This is a genomic window from Actinomyces sp. MRS3W, assembly GCF_032465695.1.
GTDB lineage: Bacteria > Actinomycetota > Actinomycetes > Actinomycetales > Actinomycetaceae > Actinomyces.
On sequence record NZ_JAWDJJ010000119.1, the window covers coordinates 1 to 19,894 of the forward strand.

The window sequence follows — 19,894 nt, forward strand, 5'->3', positions numbered from 1 at the left end:
CGTACAGACCGCGCCCGTACCGCGTGCCCCGCGCCCCGCGCCCAGGCCGGTGCGGCCACCGCGCCCCCGTCGGCCCGGACCGGGTCGACGGCTGAGCCTGGTCATCGCGGGCATCATCTGCTGCGCCGTCGCGGCCGTGATCCTGGCCTGGTCAACTGGTCACCTGGGCCAGCTCGCCGGCGTGCTGGCCGTCGTCGGCACGATCACTGCCCTGCTCGGTCTGGGCGTCACCATCGCCGCCCTGCGCGGGCGCCGCGGCGGCTGGATGACCGGACTGGGCTGGCTCGCCGTCATGGTGGCCGTGCCCGTGCTCATCATCGGCACGAATGTCCCGAACGGTGCCCTCAGGGCCACCGAGTTTGCCCGGAACGTGTCGTCACACTCGGTCACGCTCACCTGGGACGATCTTGAAAGCCGGTTCGCTGCTGTCAACGGCGACGTCGACACGTCCGTGGACCTAGGCGACTACGCCGTCGGTGATGTCATCCTGGACCTGACGGATATGCCGGTGGGCGAGGAGCCGACAGTACGGGCGCATCTCAGCCTCGGCATCGGCACGGTGACTATCCATACCTCCACAGAGCAGAACCTCGGTATCGATTCGACGGTAGGGCTGGGCGAGACCATCGGTGACTTCAAGGACGCCTGGTTGGTCGACGGCCGGTCACTCGGTGACGGCGGATACTGGCAGGAGGACCGGTACACAGTCGATGGCACAAGCGTCAATAACTACTCTGTTGCGCAGTGGCGCAGCGGCGAGATGATCTCTTTCCTCTCCCCCGCTGCTCAGGACGCGGGCACCGCCATGCAGCTCTCCATCGAGGTCGGCACCGGCTCCGTGAGAATTGCCGAGGAACCCGGCGAAATCACCTGGTACGGCATCCAGAGGAACGGGGCCTGGATCGTTTGGAGCTGGGTTGATGAGCATGGCGGCACCCATGACGAGCTCCCGGTTCCCGGCATGACGCACGAAGCAATCGACACCGACACCGCAAGCGTCTGCGCCGCCGCCGCTCAAGCAGCCGACGAGGCCTCGGACAACACCGACGATACGGATGAGGATGAGTATGAGGACTCCACCGACAGCTACTGGGATGGCAGCTGGTACGACATGCCGGAGCTGACCGGTGCGGGCCGCGAGGCCTGGGACAACTGCGTCAATGAGGCGCTTGAATCCGGCTCCGCCGCCGGTGCCTCTGCCGACGCTTCTGCCTCCCCCACCGAGGCAGCCACCGCTGCGCCGTCCGCGGCGCCGTCGGGAACCGCTACGACGTCGGGCGCGCCGGAGCCGACCGCAGCACCGACCAACTGACCCGCGACTTTTGCAAGCAAGGAGACGATGATGAACCGCGACAACGCGCAGAACCCCGTAGCGGGCGAGAGCACCGGTGAGAGCCCGGCGACGGACGAGAGCACCGAGGAGATGACGGCGCAGCTGCCGAGCGGCGACCCGAGTGCCGCCACGCCCGACACGTCCGCGGCCCCTACCGAGCCGCTGGCATCCGGCGAACCTGCCGCATCGACAACCACAAGCTCACCGGCGCATACCTGGCAGCCGCCAGGGGGGACATCACCAGAGTCGCCTACGCGCGAGCTACCCCGCACCACGCCCTCGACGACGTCGGTGGATGACGTGTGGAGCGCGCCGCGCCGCACCACCGGAGCGCCGCCGAACGCCGTCGGCTCGGTATCGGCCCCGCCCGCACCGACGGGAGTACGGGGCACGACCCTGGTGTGGGGGCTGATCCTGCTGGTGCTGGGCGGGCTGCTGCTCGCCGTCGCCGCCGGGGTGCGCATCGACCTGGTCACGGCGGCCATCGTGCTGCTCGCCGGCGTCGGCGTCGCACTGCTGGTTATGGCGCTCGTGCCCAGCCGCAAGAGCGACGCGCCCGGAGCGGATGCCTGAGGTCGCAGGCGAACAACCGGTATACAGCCGACACGTCGGGACCGGCACGTCATTGGTGCCGGTCTCGACGTGTCATTAGTGCCGGTTTCGGCACGTTACAAGTGCCGGTTTCGGCACGTCATTAGTGCCGGTTTCGGTGGTTAGTGCTGGTAGACGATGCCGCGCTTAACGGCGGCGACCGCGTCGTCACCCAGGTAGTGGCGGACGATCTCCAGGCCGAGTTCGACGGCGGTGCCCATGCCGCGGCTGGTGAACAATTCGCCGTCGACAACCACCGCGGCTTCGCTCGTGTGTGCCCCGTGCTCGGCAAGCACCTCCATGAAGTTGGGGTTGGAGGTGGCCGCGCACCCCTCAAGCAGGCCCAGCTCGGCCAGGATCGACGGCGCGGCGCAGATGGCGGCCACCGGGCGGCCGTCGCGCATCCGCGCGGTGACCTCAGCGGTGAGCGTGGCGTTGGCCTTGAGGTTGGGGGTTCCGGGGATGCCGCCGGGCAGGAACACCAGGTCGTAGTCGGCCAGGTTCACCTCGCCCAGCAGCGCCTCGCAGGTGAGCACCACCTTGTGGGAGGAGGTCACCGTCAGGGAGTCGGAGATGGAGATGAGGTCGGTGCGGATGCCGGCGCGGAATAGGACGTCGACGACGGCCAGCGCCTCCACCTCCTCCAGGCCCTCGGCAATGAGGACGGCGACCTTCTGATCAGTGGTGAGCGTGGCGGGCGTGGGCATGGTTCCTCCTCTAGTAGCACCGATGCTGCGGCTGCCTTCAGCGTACGCGAACCAGCCGGGTCAGGCCCCGGTCAATAATCGGGCGCGCGGAGGCGGGCACATACACCGACAGGCCGGTCTCGCTGACGGGGAACTCGGCGCCGCCGTCGCCGCCTATGGTGACGGCGCCGTGGTCGCCGAGTGCGCAGATCCAGCGCTCCCCCGCGTGCTGGGCGCCGACGTACAGCCGCTTGGTGGCGGCCACCCCGGTGGACAGCACGACTGCCAGGCCGGAGTCGGGGTGGGCGTCGTCGCCCTCACGGGTGAAGCCCACCAGGTCGGCGGCGTTGAAGGCGTCGTGCTGCGGGCCGTAGGCGAGGGCGCGGCGCAGCCGCATGAGCAGCGGCAGTTCCACGCAGGCGGAGATGTCCCCGGTTTCGGGGGTGCCGAACAGATCGCCCCAGAACACGCAGGGGGTGCCCGCCTCGCGCAGCAGGATGAGGGCGTAGGCGGCGGGCTTGAAGCCGGGCTCGACGAAGGACTGCAGGGACTGGCCGGGCTGGGTGTCGTGATTCTCCACGAAGGTGACGGCGTGGTCCGGGTCCGCCTCCACCAGGGTGTGCTCGAAGATGCGCGACAGGTCGAAGCGGTCCTTGAAGGAGGCGTGGTAGAGGCGGTAGTGCAGCGGGGTGTCGAACATGCTCATGACCGGGTCCTCGCCGAGGTAGGCGCACAGCTCGGCGGCGTCGCGCGACCAGAACTCGCCCACGGCGGGCACCCCCCGGCCGGTGGCCTGGCGCAGGGCCGGCAGCCAGCGGCGGTAGAACTCGCGGCTCATGTGCTTGAGGGCGTCCAGGCGCACCCCGTCCACGCCGGTGGTCTCCAGGTACCACTGGCCCCAGCGGATGAGTTCCTCGGACACCCGCGGGTTGTTGAGGTCGACGTCGGCGCCCATGAGGTAGTCGAAGTTGCCGCGTTCGTCGGTGACGTCCTCGTTCCACTCCTTGCCCTCGAACAGCCACACGCTGCTGCGCTGGGTGTTCTCGTCCCAGTCCGTGCCGAGGAAGCAACTCGAGTCCCAGGTGAAGTCGGAGTAGACGCCGCCCCGGCCGGGGAAGGTGAAGCGGGTCCAGGCGGTGATGGTGGTCGGCTCGGCAATCACCTTGCGGCGGTCGGCGCCGTCCACCTCGACGGCGCGCACCTGCTCGGCGCCGTCGGCGCCCATGCGGTGGTTGAGCACGATGTCCGCGAGCACCTGCATGCCGGCGGCCCGCAGCGCCGCGATGGCGGCGACGTACTCGTCCTTGGTGCCGTACTTGGTGGGGACGGTGCCCTTCTGGTCGAACTCGCCCAGGTCGTAGGTATCGTAGACGCCGTAGCCGACGTCGTTCACCCCGTCCTGCCCCTTGTAGGCCGGCGGCAGCCAGATGGCGGTGACACCGGAGTCGGCGATAAGGGCGGCGTTGTCGGCCAGGAAGCGCCAGTGGCTGGAGTCGGCGGCGAGGTCCCAGGCGAATCCCTGAAGCAGGATCGGGTTCTCATGCCCGCCGAAGCCGAGGGTCGTGCTGTCACTCACGGGGGCAGCCTACCGGAGGGCCTTATTCGCGGCCCGGCGCCACCTTCAGCCCGGAGCGACGCTCACTCTGAGCGTAGCGCCTCGACCGGGTCCTCGCGGGCGGCCTTGCCCGAGGGGACCAGGCCGGCGAGCACCGTGAGCCCCACGGAGATGAGCACGAGGACGACGCCGGCGCTCGCCGGCAGCTGGGCGATGGACTCCACGCCGAAGCGCCCGTAGATGAAGGCATTGAGCGGCAGGCTCACCAGCAGGGTGATACCCACGCCCATGAGACCGGCGAGCAGGCCCTCAATGATGGTCTCGGCGTTGAAGACGTGGCGGATGTCGGAGCGGGAGGCGCCGACGGCCCGCAGAATGCCGATCTCCTTGCGGCGTTCCAGCACGGAGATGTAGGTGATGATGGCGATCATGATGCTGGAGACCACCAGCGAGATGGCCACGAAGGCGATGAGCATCCAGGAGATGATGTTGACGATCCGGGTCACCGAGCTCATGAGGACGCCGACGACGTCGGTGTAGGTGATGACCTTGTCATCGTCCCCGGCCGCCACCTGCTGCGCGTTGTAGTCCTCAAGAATCTGCTTGACCGAGTCCTTGGCGGCGAAGTCCTTGGGATAGATGTCGATCTCGCTGGGGTTGTCCAGGTCGGCCCAGCCCAGGGCGGTCAGGTTCGTCTCGTAGGTGGCCCTCTCGGTGGTCACCAAGGTGCTGAGCAGCTCGCTCATCTCCTCGGGGCTCATCTCCAGCTGGAAGGCCTGGGCGAAGGCGTCGGGGTCCACGCTGACGGCGTCGGCGAAGCTCGTGGCCAGCTGGCTGGTGGCGGCCTCGACCTGCGCGGTGATCTGCGTCTGGATGGTCGTCATCATGTGGGTCATGGCGGCGGCCATGGTCTGCTGCAGGGCGCTGGAGAGGGCCTGCGTGATGGAGCCGGTGACGCTGGCGGCCACCTGGGAGCCGATGGCGGACACCAGCTGGTCGCGCACGGCGTCGGAAATCTCTGCAATTGCGGGGTCCTGCCCCAGGGCGGTGGTGAGGTTCTCGGTGAGCTTGGTGGAGTCGATGACCTCGTCGGAGGTGAGCGTGTCCACAATGGTCTGTTGGACATCGTCTTGGGCGAGGTAGTCGGTCACCAGCGTGGCCAACTCGGGGTTGTCGGCGTCGTCGTCCGGATCCTCACCGGTGGCGTGCTCGCTGTAGTAGTCGGTGAAGCCGGCAATGAGCCCGGTCATCATGGTGGAGACCCGCTCGTCGGCGCCCTCCTTGATGACGCCGTCGGAAAGTGCCTGGGTGATGAGCGTGGTGTAGTCGACGTCGGCCAGCTGGGGGAATTGCTCCTCCAGGTCGGTCAGGCTCAGTGAGGACAGATCCAGGTCCGACAGGTCGATGTCGGGCTGGGTGGCGGAGAGGGCGCTTAAGTCCAGGCCGGAGAAGTCCAGCTGGGTGGTATCCAGGCCGGACAGGTCGATGCCCGTGAGGTCCAGCCCGGATAAGTCCAGGGCGTTCGGGTCGATCTGGAAGGCCGCCTGCAGCCGGGACTCGTCGATGGTGAACAGGCTGGTGATGTCGAACTCGGTGTCGCCGGTGGAGTCGGCTTCCTCGGCGAAGGTCTTGCCGGTGAAGACGTCCACGTCGGGGTCGGCGAGTTGCGCCTTGACAATGTCGGAGTTGGCCGCCTGCTCCACCAGGTACTCGGTGAGGGCCTGGGTGTAGTAGACACCGGGCGTGAGCGACGCCTGGGAGCCGCTGGCCCGCACCACGCCGACCACGCTCATGGTCTCCCCGTGAGCAACCAGGTCGGACATGTAGGTGGCGTCCGTGGACTTGTCGGTCCACACGCCGTACTCCTGGTCGTAGACGTAGCGCTCGTGGGCGGGCACGAGGCTGAGAGTGCGGCCGATGAGGTCGTTGTAGGCGTAGGTGCGCTCGGCGGTGGAGTCCGCATCCGCTTGCGAATCCGTCGACGACGTGGCGACGGATAGGTCGCGAGAGATGTAGGCCTGCACCATCTGTTCCAGTTCGGTGTGCTCGCGCAGGCCGAGTGCGTACTCGGTGAGGTCGGTCATGCGCCCGTCCTCGGGCAGCACGATGACCAGCTCGTTGTAGGCGGTGGGCCAGCGCCCGGCAGCGACGTCGTACTGGTCCGCGTACAGGTCGGTGTCGGTGGCGAGCTGCTGGAAAACCGTCATCTGCATCGTCGTCGTCATGGCGCCGAAGGAGGTGAAGGCGGTGTCGGGATTGACCTGGGTGGGCATGCCCGCGGAGGCGGACTCGGACACCGGCAGGTACAGCTGCGGGGTGACGTCGTAGAGGTACTCGATGGCCTTGACGTGGGCGTTGATGCCGCCGCCGTCGGCGTCGAAGTAGTTCTTGAGGGAGGCCAGGTCGTTGGCGTTGGCCGAGCCGAGCATATTGCCCAGGGCGCGGCGTTCCCCGACGACGCCGTCGGGCAGGTCCTCTTGCGCTCCGGCGTCGGTGGCCTGGGCGATCATGGCGGTGTAGTCCATGCCGAGCCGCTGGATCTGGAGCGGGTAGGAGGACAGGGTCTCCTCCTCGGTGCGGGCAATGTAGGCGTTGACCCCGTTGGCCAGCGCCAGGATGAGCGCAATGCCGATGATCCCGATGGACCCCGCGAAGGAGGTCATGAGTGTGCGGCCCTTCTTGGTCATGAGGTTGCTGAAGGACAGCGACAGGGCGGTGAGCGGCCCCATGCGGGTGCGGCGCGGCGGCCGGGCCTCGCGGGCGTCGTCGGCCGCGGGATGGTAGGGGGCGGTGTCGGAGGTGATGCGACCGTCGGCGAGCTCGACGATGCGGGTGGCGTAGTCGTGGGCGAGCTCGGGGTTGTGGGTGACCATGATGACCAGCCGGTCGGAGGCGACCTCGCGCAGCAGGTCCATGACCTGGATGGAGGTCGTGGAGTCCAGGGCGCCGGTGGGCTCGTCGGCCAGCAGGATCTCGGGGTCATTGATGAGGGCGCGGGCGATGGCGACGCGCTGCATCTGCCCGCCGGAGAGCTGGTTCGGGCGCTTGTGCACGTGGTCGGCCAGGCCGACCTCCTCCAGTGCGGCCAGGGCCCGCTCGCGCCGCTCCCCCCGGGAGACACCGGTCAGCGTCAGGGCGAGCTCAACATTGGCCAGGACGCTCTGGTGCGGGATGAGGTTGTAGGACTGGAAGACGAAGCCGATGCGGTTGTTGCGGTAGGCGTCCCAGTCGCGGCTGCGATAGTGCTTGGTCGAGACGCCGTCGATGACGAGGTCGCCGGAGTCGAAGTGGTCCAGCCCGCCGATGACGTTGAGCAGGGTGGTCTTGCCGCTACCGGACTGTCCCAGCACGGCGACGAACTCGTTGTCCCTGAAGGACACGGTGACGCCGTCGAGGGCGGTCTGATCGAGTGAGGCGGTGCGGTAGGACTTGGTGATGTCATGCAGTTCGAGCATGGGCTCTCCGGTGGGGGGGCTTGAGCTCGAAAGCCTATGCGGTTTACCTGGGAGTACCCAAAAGAAACCACCCCTCACCGAAACCGGCACTAATAACATGCCGAAACCGGCACTTGTGACATGCCGAAACCGGTCGAAGTTGCTGAGGTCCAACTAAGTTGCCGCCGGAGGGGGCGGCTGCACCGACCCAACACTGTCGCAGATGGTGACAAACGCCGGATCCGGCGACCGAGCCCGATTTCAAAGCCGCATGATTCCAACGATCTTCGCGCAGCCATCCGGAGCCGGAAGCCCGTTTGTCACCGATTCAGACAATCAGCCGCTCGCGCAGGTCCAACAGCACCGCACCGAGGTCGACGGCGATGAGGATGGTCGCGCGCTCAGTCGTCCAGAACACCCGCCCAGGTGAGAAATGCGATGGTCCGCGTCACCGCCGTCTCGAAGTTCGCGTCGCCGAAACCATGCGCGGCGCCCGGCACCCGCACCAGGCGGGCGTCGGGCAACGTGCGCACAGCCGCCTCGGAGACGGCAATCGGCACATCCGCATCCTGCTCGCCGTGGACGATGAGCACCGGTGCGCGGTAGCCGCGCATGCGGTCCTCAACCTCCAGGTCCCACAGGTCGCGGGCGAAGGCGCGCCCCAACGTGAGGTCATGTTCATCCACCCGGTAAGCGAAGCTCGCGGGCACGGCGTCGATGCGCCCGAAGCGACGCCTGACCGAGGCAGGCGCCGCGAGCGCCGGGTACCACAGGGCCAGCGCAGCGATCTGCGCCGGGTGCGCGGCCGCTTCGAGCATGGCGACCAGCCCGCCCTGGCTGCGCCCGAACAGGGCGGTGCGGGCCGCGTCGACGAAGGGCCAGGTGCGGGCCACCGCGAGCACGGCCTGCAGATCGGCCGCCTCGGTGCGGATGGTCATCTCGGTGGTGGGGCCGGCGGTCGGCGCCCCTCCCCCGCGAAAGGACGGCGCGATGGCGACGGCGCCGGCGGCCGCCAGGCGCTGAGCTACCGGGGCCACCCGCAGCCCGGACTCCCCCAAGCCGTGGCAGCACACAACCAGCGGGGCACGCCCACCCCCGGCGACGACGGCGCGCGGCACGTAGACGAGGGCGTGGACCAGCCCGCCGGGGTGGTCGGCGGTGGCGGCGACCGGCGCGGTCAGCTCGCGCGCGAGGTAATCGCTCATGCGGCGTCGGCAGACGGCAGGATGCCCGCACGGCGCAGGTGGGCGGTGGTGGCGTCCAGGACCGTGGTCAGGTCGGCGCCGTGGAAACCGTGGCTCGCACCCGGGACGGGCAGGAAGTCGGCGTCCCGGTAGCATGCGGCGGCGCGCTCGCCGTAGGTGACGGGGACCAGAGAGTCGTCCGTGCCGTGGATGACCAGCACCGGACCGGGATAGTTCCCGATTTCGGCATAGACGTCCAGGCCCCATATGTCCGCGGCGTAGCGGCGTCCAAGCTTCTGCCCCATCCAGGCGAAGGTCTCCCCCACCCCGTCCAGGGTTCCGAGCCCCCGGTGAAGGTCGTCCCTGATGCACAGCGCCGGATACCAGGCGACGAGCGCCGCCGTCTCGGGGCGGCGGGCCGCGGTGAGCATGGCGACGGCGCCGCCCTGGGACTTGCCCAGCAGGGCGATGCGGTCGGGGTCGATGCCCGCCCAGGGGCCGGTGCGGGTCTGCGCCCCGGCTCGCGCCGCGTCGATGACGGCCTCCAGGTCGTCCACCTCCGTGAGCACGCTCATGTCGGTCATGTCCGCCCCCGCCCAGCCGCCATGGAAGGTGAACCGGTAGGTCGCCGCTCCCAGGCCGGCCAGGTGGTCCGCGACGTCGGCGGTGCCGCGCAGGGAGTCGGTGAAACCGTGGCAGCAGATGACCAGGGGCACACGCGCGCCCGCAGCGTCGCCGCCCAGGGTGCCCGAGCCCGAGCCGTCGACGGTGGGGAGCGTGAGCACACCCTCCAGAGGAGCGCCCCGGGAGGTGACCTCGACGTCGAGGCGCCGCAGCGTGGCCTGGCGCCGGGATGGGCGGGAGGAATCCGGCAAAGGGTTCATGGGGCGGCTCCGAGACGGATGGCGGCGCGCGGGCGGCGCTTATGCGAGGGTGGCGGTGATGACGCCGCGCTCGACGTAGCTGCGCACGGCGGCCTCGACGGTCTGCAGCGTGGTGTAGCGGGGCTGGAAGCCGAGCAGCCGCTTGGCCTTCTCGTTGCTGAAGTAGCCGGAGCGGGCCAGGTGAAGGTAGGTGGCTTGAACCTCCTCCTCGCTGGCCCCGGACTCCTCGACCCAGCGCTCCCAGCCCAGCAGGGTGATCTGCGGCTCGCGGCCGAAGAAGCGGTACATGGCCTCGGCATAGCCGTAGGTGGTCAGGGCGTCGTCGGCGACGGCGTGGAAGGCCTCGCCCAGCGCCTGGTTGCGGTGGGCGATGGCGCAGGCGAAGACCTGGGCAACGTCGTAGCCGTGAACGTGGTGGAGCTCCTCCATGCCGAAGTTGGGCAGGACAATCTCCTCGCCGTCGGCGATGCGCTGGAACACTTCGGTGCCGGTGTTGCCGGTGGGGCTGATGATGAGCCAGCCGGGGCCGGAGATCTGGCCCGGGCGCACGATCGTGGCGGGGAAGCCGTGCTGGAGCCACTGCTCGGTCAGGAGATCCTCGACGGCGGTCTTGTCGCGTCCGTACTGGTCCAACGCGTCGCGCGGGTGGTCTTCGCGCACCGGGGAGATCAGGCTGCGTCCCATGGCCCAGATGGAGGAGGCCACGAGGTAGTGGGTCAGGCGGGTGCCGGCGAGGGCGGTGACCATGGCGGCGACCTGATCGGGGGTGAAGGCGATGAGGTCCACCACCACCTCGGCGTCGAGTTCCGCAATGGTGCGTGCGAACTCCGGGTCCGCCGCGCGGTCCAGCCTCAGGCGCTGGACTCGATTCCAGGCGGGGTCGGGCTCGTAGGGGTCGGCCAGTCCGCGACTGACCGCGGTCACCTCGTATCCGGCCCGCACGAGCATGGGCACGAGGTAGGTGCCGATGTGCCCGGTGGCGCCAATGACGACTGCCTTCATGGGTTGCCTCCTTGGCCGGCGGTCCGCGGCGACCGACGGCTGTTCGGGTCATGAGTTCGCGGTCACTTGAGTGTAACGGCAGCGCCCTCCAGGCGCAGCAGGGCGGCCTTGCGTTCGGGGCCGCCCGCGTAGCCGGTCAGCGCCCCGTTGACGCCGACGACGCGGTGACAGGGCACCAGCAGGCTCACCGGATTGCGGCCGACGGCTCCCCCGACGGCGCGGGCCGCGCAGGGGCGGCCGGTCTGGGCGGCGATGGCGGCGGCGATGTGTCCGTAGGTGGTCACCTGGCCGCGGGGAATGGTGCGCAGCTGCGCCCACACGCGCTGCTGGAACTCGGTGCCGACTGTGCGCAGTGGGGGTGGCTCGCCGGGGTCCTCACCGGCGAAGTAGCGTTGCAGCCAGGCGCGCGCCCGGGTCAGGACCGCGGGCGCGTCGGGGTCTCCGGGCTGGACGACGACGGCGTCCGTCGGCAGTCCGGCGCGGTCGTGGCGCTGCCCGTCGAACCACACGCCGATCATCGCCCCGCCCTCGGGGTACTCCGGGCCGACGGCGGCCGCGAGCGTCATTGCCCCTAGCGGCGAGTCGAAGGCGGAGAGGTAGCTGGTGACCTGCGGCACAGTCCCTACTGTACGCGTCTTGCTGCACTCGGTGGGCAGCAGCCGGGTCTGCCCGGCCCTGTCAGGGCCTGGCTGCGGATGCTGTGCCTGCATAACCTGCACGAGTTTGTACCAACACCCGGAGGGTTCTTATGACAACCACTGTTCTCGTTTTCCACCCGCGTATGGATGCCTCCCGCGTCAACGCCCGACTGGCCCGGGCGGCCGAGGACGCGGCGGCCGCCGGCGCCGACGTCCAGGTGCGTCGTCTGTACGAGCTCTACCCGGACTTCCGCATCGACGTCGAGGCGGAGAAGCGGGTGCTCGAGGCGGCCGACCGCATTGTGCTGCAGTTCCCCATGTACTGGTACTCCTGCCCACCGTTGGTCAAGCAGTGGGAGGACGACGTGCTCGAGCACGGCTGGGCTTACGGCTCGACCGGCACGGCCCTGCACGGCAAGGAACTGGCCCTGGCGGTCTCCCCCGGCGCGCCGGCCGCCAACTACGACCACGAGGGCAGCTTCCATTACACGGTCACCGACCTGCTGCGCCCCTTCCAGGCCACCAGCAACCTCATCGGCACCCGCTTCCTCAAGCCCTTCGTCACCACCGGCACGCTCACGCTGTCCGACGCCGACCTGGAGGCGCAGGCCGCCGCTTACGCCGCTTGGCTCACCGACGCCGACCTGGAAGAGCTCGGCACCTTCGAGTGAGCAGACGGATGCGGGCAGCGCCCCGCGCCACGCATCAGCGCCGGGCCCCACAGACCGTCTACACAAACCGTCTACACGTCTGCGAGGGGCCCGGCACCGTCTCGGGCAAACACTGACGCGCGCCAACATCCTCCGCACTGGGCTGCGCCACCGAGCCGTGCACCGTCACCACAGAGCCGTATGCCTCCACCGCCGAGCTGCGCACTGTACTTCAAGACATCGACGGTTCGGCATTGAAGCCGACGATTCGTACGTTCTGTGGAACGGTTCGGCACGGAGGCCGACGGTTCGGCAGCTAGGGTGCCGAACCGTCAAGCGAAGTGCCGAAGCGTTGGTGCCAAATGCCGAACCGTCGATGAAAGGTACGAACCGTCGCTCCCCGGTCGGGCCGGCCCCGCACCACACCTCGGCCCACCACCCCGGTGACATCACAAAGCCAGACAAGCGGACGCAGCCACCACCGCGGTACGTCATTAGTGCCGGTTTCGGCACGTTACAAGTGCCGGTTTCGGTGAGGAGACAGCCGCGGGGCGGGCGGCGGGTCGATCGGCACTGCCACCTCAGCGGTAGGCCTCGGAGGAGGCGTTCTCGTCATAGTTGGCCACGAGCACCAGGCCCGTCAGGGCGTAGGGGCCGCCGATGTAGGGCATGACCTGCACCAGGGCGGCGGCGACCTTCTGGCGGCTGCAGCCGGCCTTGATGGCCCCGGCCACATGCGGGCGCAGCTGGGTGGCGGCACCGATGGCGGCGATGGCCACCAGGCTGATGAGCTCGCGCTCGGCGACGTCGAGCACCCCGCGGGTGGAGAAGTCCCCGAAGGCACCGGCGGTGAGCAGATGCGGGACCAGCTCGCCGAAGGGCTCGGGCAGGGAGGCGAAGACCTGCTTGACCTCGTCCCCGTACAGGGGCGTCTGAATGGCGGCCCCGGCGCGCTCCCGGTCTTCGTAGGCGACCGTGCCTGCCTCCTCCAGGGGAAGCTCAATGCCCCGGTCGGTGAAGACCTGGTTGGCGGTGGCGATGGCGTTGAGGGTCTTGGGGAAACCGATGTAGGGGGCGCACTGGTAGATGGTTTCGCGCACCTGCAGCGGGGTGGCGCCGACGTTGAGGGCGCCACCGACGTGCGCGGCCAGCTGCGGCAGGGTCTGCATGGCGGTCAGCGCGGTGACGGTGAGCAGCTCCCGCTCGACGTCGGTGAGCACACCGCTGGAGAAGACCTCGCCGAAGATCTCGTTCTGGAGGATGTCGAACAGTTCCGGGTCGGTGGGGTTGGTGGGGACGGGGCTGCCGAAGAGCCGCTCAAGGGTTTCGTGAGCCTGGGGCGTCAAGGCCAAGGGACTTCTCCTTTGAAAGACGGTGATGGACAGGCGGTCACGGAGGGCCGGATGCACTTCCATCCTGGCACGCGGCAGGCCCCGCCCGGCGTCGTGAGCCGACGCGAGACGGGGCCTGCTAGGGCCTGGATGGCCCGACGACGACGGTGCTACCGGCCCGGCGTCGTCGGGCGGGCCGCTTACCGACCGGCCAGGGCCCAGGCCATGCGCACGACCCGGGCGGCCTGCTTGGCCAGCTCCTCCCGCGTCAGGGTGACGAGCTCGTTCTCACCGCGCAAGGCGGCCAGAATGCCCTGGCGGTCCTCCTCGCAGCCGGGCATGAACAGCTCATTGCCGGCCTTGATAGTCGCCGGGGCGGTGGCGCGCGGGTACTTCAGGTCCGTGCGCGTCATGCCGTAGACAACCCAGTCGGTCATGACCAGGCCCTTGAAGCCCCACTCCTCGCGCAGGATCGCCTCCAGCAGCTCGGGCGACTCGGAGGTGTGCACCCCGTTGATGAGGTTGTAGGAGGTCATGAGGGCGTGCGGCTGCGCCTCGCGGACGACGATCTCGAAGCTGCGCAGGTACAGCTCACGGGCGGCCCGCTGGGAGACGTGGCTGTTGGAGTTCAGACGGTTCGTCTCCTGGTTATTGAAGGCGAAGTGCTTGATCGTCACGCCCCGGCCGGGGTGGGCCTGGACGCCGCGGGTGATGCCGGCGGCCACGCGGCCCGCCAGCAGCGGGTCCTCCGACAGGTACTCGAAGTTGCGGCCGCACAGGATGGTGCGGTGCAGGTTGAAGGCCGGGGCCAGCCACAGGTGGGCGCCGAAGTGGTCCATCTCCGCGCCGACCAGGTCGCCGTAGGCGGCCGCCAGCTCCGGGTTCCAGGTCTGGGCGATGGCGGTGCCGATCGGAATCGCGGTGGCGTACTGCTCGAAGGTGCGGTCGGGCACGCGCGGTTCGGCGTCGGCCACGGTGCCGATGGCGGCCGTCGACTCGTCGTCCATGAGCTCGGCGAACAGGCCACCCAGGGCGTCGTCGAGCGGGAACTTACCGTTGGCGTCCTCGCCCACCTCGGGGGTCAGGCGCAGTCCCGCGGGGCCGTCGGGCATGACCAGAGAGGGCAGGCCCGCAAAGCGCGTGGTGGACTGACCGGCGGCGCCGACGAGCGCCTGGGAGGCCTGGCCGATGATGGACTGCTTGTCCGCGGTGTCGGCGTACTGGCCCAGGACGATGTAGGCGAGCTCGTCGTCGGACAGGTCCTTGACGAAGTCGAGGGCGTCGGTGAGGTCGACGGGCGCCTGGGTGTCCTCGCGGCGCAGGGCGGCGGCGTCGATGGCGAAGGTAGGCAGGCCCGCGGGCACCTCGGCGGCGACGGGTGCCTCAGGCCGCCAGTCGGTGAAGCCGGGATCGCCGAGCGCGTTGTGCAGTTGGCGCACCGTGGCGGTCTCGGCGAGTTCGAGCGCGGCGGCGGGGACCGTGTTGCGGCTGGAGACGCCCACGCGTACCACGTAGGTGCCGGCCTCCAGGACGGTGGCGGCGGAGGCGGTATCGAAGGAGGCGAGGTCGGCCAGGTCGAAGGCGACCGTGACCTCCTGGGCGGCGCCGGGGACGAGTTCCTCGGTCTTGGTGAAGCCGGCGAGCGCCTGGTAGGGCTGATCCAGCTTCCCGGCGGGAGCCGAGATGTAGGCCTGCACGACCTCCTTGCCGGGACGCTGGCCGGTGTTGGTCACCGTGACGTTGATGCTCACCTGGGAGCCGTCTACCGTGACGGTAGCGTCACCAACGGTGAAGGTGGTGTAGCCCAGGCCGAAGCCGAAGGGGAACAAGGGGGTCTTGCCGACGGTGTCGAAGTAGCGGTAGCCGACGTAGATGCCCTCGCGGTAGTGAGTGTCGTCGGGGTCGCCGAAGTCGCCCTCGGTGGAGTAATCCTCCCAGGCCGCCCAGGTGGTGGACAGCTTGCCGGAGGGGTAGCTCTTGCCGAGCAGGACGTCGGCGAAAGCGTCACCGATGGCGGCGCCGAGCTGGGACAGCAGGAGGATGTTGTCGATTTCCTTGACCGGGCTCAGGTCGACGACGCCGCCGACGTTGAGCACCAGCAGGAACTTCTCGAAGCGCTCGTTGAGGGCGAGGATGTCGCGGATCTCGGAGTCGGTGAGCTTCACGTCGCCGGCTTCGGGGTGGCGGTCGTTGCCCTCACCGGAGTCGCGGGCGACGACGTAAATGGCGGCCTCGCCGTCGCCGTCGAGCGGCAGGTCGAAGGCGGGGGCGGGCTCGACCGCGCCCATGCCGAACATAATGGCGGGGACGCCGGCCTCCTTGGCGCGGGCCTTGAGGTCGGCGACGAAGGCCGTGTGGTTCTCGGTGGCGACGGCGTCGTAGGCGTCCAGCCAGGACTTGGTGGTGAGGGTGAAGCCGGCGTTCTCCAGCCCCTCCTCGATGGAAACGACGTGGCGGGAGTTGACGTCGCCGCTGCCGGTGCCGCCCTTGATGGTGCGCCGGGCCCCGGCCCCGTACAGGGCGAGCTTGCCGGGCGCGTCCAGGGGGAAGGTCCCGTCTGACCTCAGTAGGACCATGGACTCGGGGGCGCCCGAGCGCACCGTCGCCAGATGGTCGACCTCGTACTGGTTCATGTTCTGCTCCACTGTGAGCCCCTTCTGTCAGGCATGTCGTGCAAGCACTCGCCGAAGAGCACCTACTGATTACAATCCTACCGCCCGGTCCATTGCTGAGGGAAGGGATTGGGCCCGACAATTCGTGCCGCCGTGTCCACCCCGGGCTGACCCACGGCCGATCCCCGGCTGTCTGGGACGCAAGGGGCGCGAGCCCCGCGTAAATGGCCACCACGGCATAAGACGCGCCGACGACGCGCCCCGAGCTCCGCGGTCGGACTCAACCAGCGGTTGAGTCTGGCAGCCTCGCAGCGACGTCACTCACGCATTGCGTCATCAACGAATGCGTGCTTACGTCCCCTGCCGACACCCGTCATCATCGATACGGCGATGCCGACCGGCACGTCGCCGAACCCGCAAGTCGCCAGCGAGCGGGCCCGGACCACACACAACGAACATCCGAAATGACAAGGAGACGCCGATGAAGCAATCAGTGGGACGCAATATTGCGAGGCTGCGGCTGGCGCAGGCCATGACTCAGGAGCAGCTCGCGAAGCGGATGGGCGTGACTCCGCAGGCGGTCAGCAAGTGGGAGAACGATCTGAACTACCCGGACGTGGCCACGCTGCCCGTGCTGGCGCGCTTGCTCAACACGAGTGTCGACGAGCTGCTGGCCGTGCCGAACGACGCCGACGCGCCCAGCCCGACGACGTCCCCAACCTCACCCCTCTCGACGCCGACGGCGGCCTCTCCCCCAACGGCGTCGTCGCCCGCAGCCGCCTCGACCAACTTCGCCCTGATCAGGCCCGAGCCGGCCACAGATGACGGGCCGCAGGCTCCCCGCGTGGCCGGCCGCAGCCTCCACATTGAGGTCCGGGGGCCGCAGAACAATGTTGATCTTGCCTTCCCCATGCAGGCGATCTCCGCGCTCGCGGGTTTCGTAACAAGCGTGCCGCAGGTACGCACCGCCGTTGCCGACCACGGCATTGACCTTGATGCGCTGCTGGCAACCTCCTACAGCGCACTCGACGGTGCGGGGCCAAGCACCCTCATCGACGTCACCGACGAGGAAGACCGGGTCCGCATCTACGTCGACTGATGCCCCACTCCCCACCCTCAAGCGCCTCGCCGAGTCAGTCCGCCTGATGCCTGACCCAGTCGAAGATGCGCTCAGCCTCCCTGCGCCCGTCCGGACGGTGCAGGAGGTAGAAGGTGGCGTGCGCCATGGCGTCGCGGATCGGGACGACGACGCGGCCGGGGCGTGGGACCGCGAGCGAGGGCGCGTCGGTGACGAAGTAGGGCATGTCGGTGCTCTGCGTCAGCTGTTCGAAAACATCCCGGTCCTCCTGGACCACGAACTGCGCATGCGGCAGGTAGGTGTCGCAGCGCTCACGCCAGAAGCCGATGTCCGCCAACAGCAGGAAGGTCTCGCCGTCAAGCTCGGCGGCGGTCACCTGCTTGCTGCCCGCGAGCGCATGCCCGGCGGGCAGAGCGACGGCGAGGTTCTCCACCATGAGCCAGGTCGAGCGCACCGTCGGCAGCGGATGGGGCCGCAGGGAGATGCCCAGGTCCAGTTCACCGCTCACCACACCCTCCTCGACTTCCTCCCTGCCAAGGGTCTGGGAGGTGAGCATCAGGCCGGGGAAGCGCTCGACGATGAGCGAGGTCAGCCGCCACAGCGGCGCGGGGGCCACCGTGCCCACGCGCAGCGCCCGGGTGCGGCGGGCGACGTCGTCGAGGGCGGTGCGCATGGCCTGCTCCTCGCGCAGGAGCCGCCCGGCATGATCCAGGGCCACGCGCCCGGCCTCATTGAGCACGAGGCGGCGTCCGGGACGGTCGAAGAGCGGCTGGCCGAGCTCCGTCTCCAGGCGCTGCAGCGAGCGACTGAGGGCCGGCTGGGACAGGTGCAGGGTGCGGGCAGCGGCGCTGAGGGTGCCCGCGCGTGCGATCGCCTCCAGCTGGCTCAGCTGCTCGAAGTCCACCCAACCTCCCCAGGCTTATGCGTCTGACGCATTACGAGTTCCAACATTGGCATTTTACATACAGCTCAGTCGCGGCGAGACTTATGCGCGGCGCGACGGTTGAGCAGAAGCGATCCAGCGGCGCCGAGCCGATACGAGGAGCACATCATGACCACCATCCCGTCCTTCACCATGAACAACGGAATCGACATTCCGGCGCTGGGCTACGGCGTCTTCCAGATGACCTCCGAGCAGGTGCGCGAGCACCTGCCGCAGGCGCTCGCGCTCGGTTACCGTCACATCGACACCGCCAACGCCTACTTCAACGAGGTCGCCGTCGGCGAGGTGGTGCGCGACGCGATCGCCGCCGGCACCGCGAGGCGCGAGGATCTGTTCATCACCTCCAAGCTGTTCCCGCAGTCCTACCCCTACGAGCAGGCCGTTAAGGACATCGACGCCACCCTGGAGCGCCTGGGCCTGGACTACCTGGACCTGCTGCTGTTCCACCAGCCCTACGGTGAGTACGTCGCCGGCTGGAAGGCGATGGAGGAGGCCGTGGCCGCGGGCAAGGTCCGCTCCATCGGCCTGTCCAACTTCCCCATCGCCAAGTTCCAGGAGATCCTGGACGTCGCCGAGATCAAGCCGGTCGTCAACCAGGTGGAGGCGCACCCGCGCTGGAACCAGCACGAGCTCAAGGCGCAGATGGCGCAGGCCACCGGCACCAAGGTGCTGGTCGAGGCCTGGTACCCACTGGGCCACGGTGACAAGACCCTGTTGGAGGAGCCCGCCATCGCCGCCGCCGCGCAGCGCACGGGCGCCACCCCCGCCCAGGTGATCCTGGCCTGGCACCTGGCGGAGAAGAACATCACCTTCCCCAAGACCCTCAACCCCGCCCACATGGCCGACAACCTCGCCGCTCTCGACGTGACCCTGACCGAGGCGGAGATCGCCGCGATCAACGCTATCCCGCAGGCCCCCTACTACGTGATCCCGGACGAGCCGCCGGCCTTCACCACCGCCGTCAACGACTACTCCCAGCAGGCCTGACCCGGTCTCGCCAACGCACCACACGCCGCCCCGCACGTCCCGCGCCGTCGGTTCCGCGGCAGGGCACCACGACCAATTCTCAGGAGACAACCACATGACCACCGTCCCCACCACAACCCTCAATAACGGCGTCGAAATGCCCATGCTCGGCTACGGCGTCTTCCAGACCCCGCCGGAGGAGACCGAGCGCTGCGTGAGCGAGGCCCTCGAGGTCGGCTACCGGCTCATCGACACCGCCCAGGCCTACGGCAACGAGGAGGGCGTCGGCGCCGCCGTCGCGAAGAGCGGCCTGCCGCGCGAGGAGGTCTTCATCACCTCCAAGATCTGGGTGTCCCACATGAACTACGAACGCGCCACCGCCTCCATCGACGAGTCCCTGGACAAACTCGGCACCGACCACATCGACCTCATGCTGCTGCACCAGGCGATGGGCGACTACCCGGGTGCCTACCGGGCCATGGAGGACGCCTACAAGGCCGGCAAGCTGCGCGCCATCGGCCTGTCCAACTTCTACCCCGAGCGGCTGGTGGATGTGGCCGCGCTGGCGGAGATCACTCCGGCCGTCAACCAGATCGAGACCCACCCCTTCCGCCAGCAGGACGCCGCGCACGCGGTCATGGCCGAGCTGGGCGTCGTGCACGAGGCCTGGGCGCCCTTCGCCGAGGGGCAGAACAACATCTTCGCCAACCCGGTCCTCGCCGAGATCGGCGCCAAGTACGGCAAGAAGCCCGGCCAGGTGATCCTGCGGGCCCTCATCCAGAAGGACGTCGTGGTCATTCCGAAGTCCACGCACCGCAACCGCATGGAGGAGAACTTCGACGTCTTCGACTTCGAGCTGTCCGAGGAGGACCTGGCCACCTTCGCCACCCTCGACGACGGCACTCTCCCCCGCATCTTCGACCACTACGACCCGAAGGTCGTCGGATGGCTGCTGCGCGACCTGGTCAAGCAGCAGATCGGCGGCGGCGCACTGTACTGACGCGCCG

Annotated in this window: 15 protein-coding genes and 1 pseudogene; 6 read left to right on the top strand and 10 right to left on the bottom strand. The window is 68.8% G+C overall.

Features of this window, described 5'->3' with window-relative positions:
* Positions 1 to 1,312 (top strand): annotated as a pseudogene (locus RWX45_RS03990) (hypothetical protein); the annotation flags it as partial.
* 27 nt (positions 1,313 to 1,339) lie between these two features.
* Positions 1,340 to 1,906, top strand: a complete 567-nt coding sequence (locus RWX45_RS03995; RefSeq protein ID WP_316022483.1) for a hypothetical protein — start codon at positions 1,340 to 1,342, stop codon at positions 1,904 to 1,906.
* A gap of 140 nt (positions 1,907 to 2,046) precedes the next feature.
* Here RWX45_RS03995 and RWX45_RS04000 read toward each other — a convergent pair whose 3' ends face one another.
* The 7 genes from RWX45_RS04000 to RWX45_RS04030 form a co-directional block, all read right to left on the bottom strand.
* The gene (locus RWX45_RS04000) at positions 2,047 to 2,631 is read right to left on the bottom strand and encodes a DJ-1 family glyoxalase III (protein WP_316022484.1); all 585 of its coding nucleotides are present in this window, start codon (positions 2,629 to 2,631) and stop codon (positions 2,047 to 2,049) included.
* Positions 2,632 to 2,668: 37 nt separating this feature from the next.
* Positions 2,669 to 4,186, bottom strand: coding sequence for an alpha-amylase (locus RWX45_RS04005; RefSeq protein WP_316022485.1), 1,518 nt, complete (start codon positions 4,184 to 4,186; stop codon positions 2,669 to 2,671).
* A gap of 62 nt (positions 4,187 to 4,248) precedes the next feature.
* Positions 4,249 to 7,620 carry an ABC transporter ATP-binding protein/permease gene (locus tag RWX45_RS04010; protein WP_316022486.1) on the bottom strand — a complete coding sequence of 1,124 codons (3,372 nt, stop codon included), beginning with the start codon at positions 7,618 to 7,620 and terminating at the stop codon, positions 4,249 to 4,251.
* A gap of 380 nt (positions 7,621 to 8,000) precedes the next feature.
* Positions 8,001 to 8,804: an alpha/beta hydrolase family protein gene (locus RWX45_RS04015; protein WP_316022487.1), complete on the bottom strand. Its 804-nt coding sequence runs from the start codon at positions 8,802 to 8,804 to the stop codon at positions 8,001 to 8,003.
* Positions 8,801 to 9,667: an alpha/beta hydrolase family protein gene (locus tag RWX45_RS04020; protein ID WP_316022488.1), complete on the bottom strand. Its 867-nt coding sequence runs from the start codon at positions 9,665 to 9,667 to the stop codon at positions 8,801 to 8,803. The genes RWX45_RS04015 and RWX45_RS04020 overlap by 4 nt, the downstream gene beginning before the upstream one ends.
* 39 nt (positions 9,668 to 9,706) lie before the next feature.
* Positions 9,707 to 10,669 (bottom strand): NAD-dependent epimerase/dehydratase family protein, encoded by a 963-nt coding sequence (locus RWX45_RS04025; protein ID WP_316022489.1) that lies wholly within the window; start codon positions 10,667 to 10,669, stop codon positions 9,707 to 9,709.
* 62 nt (positions 10,670 to 10,731) lie between these two features.
* Complete coding sequence (locus RWX45_RS04030) at positions 10,732 to 11,286, bottom strand: methylated-DNA--[protein]-cysteine S-methyltransferase (RefSeq protein WP_316022490.1); 555 nt, start codon at positions 11,284 to 11,286, stop codon at positions 10,732 to 10,734.
* 131 nt (positions 11,287 to 11,417) lie between these two features.
* Here RWX45_RS04030 and RWX45_RS04035 point away from each other — a divergent pair, with 131 nt between their 5' ends.
* A complete protein-coding gene (locus RWX45_RS04035) occupies positions 11,418 to 11,978 on the top strand; it encodes an NAD(P)H-dependent oxidoreductase (RefSeq protein ID WP_316022491.1) in 561 nt (186 codons plus the stop codon).
* Positions 11,979 to 12,538: 560 nt separating this feature from the next.
* Here the strand turns inward: RWX45_RS04035 and RWX45_RS04040 are convergent.
* Both RWX45_RS04040 and RWX45_RS04045 read right to left on the bottom strand, forming a co-directional pair.
* Positions 12,539 to 13,309: a carboxymuconolactone decarboxylase family protein gene (locus RWX45_RS04040; RefSeq protein WP_316022492.1), complete on the bottom strand. Its 771-nt coding sequence runs from the start codon at positions 13,307 to 13,309 to the stop codon at positions 12,539 to 12,541.
* 179 nt (positions 13,310 to 13,488) lie between these two features.
* The gene (locus RWX45_RS04045; protein WP_316022502.1) at positions 13,489 to 15,921 is read right to left on the bottom strand and encodes a beta-glucosidase; all 2,433 of its coding nucleotides are present in this window, start codon (positions 15,919 to 15,921) and stop codon (positions 13,489 to 13,491) included.
* Positions 15,922 to 16,381: 460 nt separating this feature from the next.
* Between RWX45_RS04045 and RWX45_RS04050 the strand changes: the two genes are divergently transcribed.
* Entirely contained in the window at positions 16,382 to 16,999 is a 618-nt protein-coding gene (locus RWX45_RS04050) for a helix-turn-helix domain-containing protein (protein WP_316022493.1), read from the top strand.
* Positions 17,000 to 17,033: 34 nt separating this feature from the next.
* Here the strand turns inward: RWX45_RS04050 and RWX45_RS04055 are convergent, their stop codons facing one another.
* A complete protein-coding gene (locus RWX45_RS04055) occupies positions 17,034 to 17,882 on the bottom strand; it encodes a LysR family transcriptional regulator (protein WP_316022494.1) in 849 nt (282 codons plus the stop codon).
* A gap of 147 nt (positions 17,883 to 18,029) precedes the next feature.
* Here RWX45_RS04055 and RWX45_RS04060 point away from each other — a divergent pair, with 147 nt between their 5' ends.
* Together RWX45_RS04060 and RWX45_RS04065 are read left to right on the top strand one after the other, a co-directional pair.
* Positions 18,030 to 18,908 carry an aldo/keto reductase gene (locus tag RWX45_RS04060; protein ID WP_316022495.1) on the top strand — a complete coding sequence of 293 codons (879 nt, stop codon included), beginning with the start codon at positions 18,030 to 18,032 and terminating at the stop codon, positions 18,906 to 18,908.
* Positions 18,909 to 19,002: 94 nt separating this feature from the next.
* Entirely contained in the window at positions 19,003 to 19,887 is an 885-nt protein-coding gene (locus RWX45_RS04065; protein WP_316022496.1) for an aldo/keto reductase, read from the top strand.
* Positions 19,888 to 19,894 lie beyond the last annotated feature (7 nt).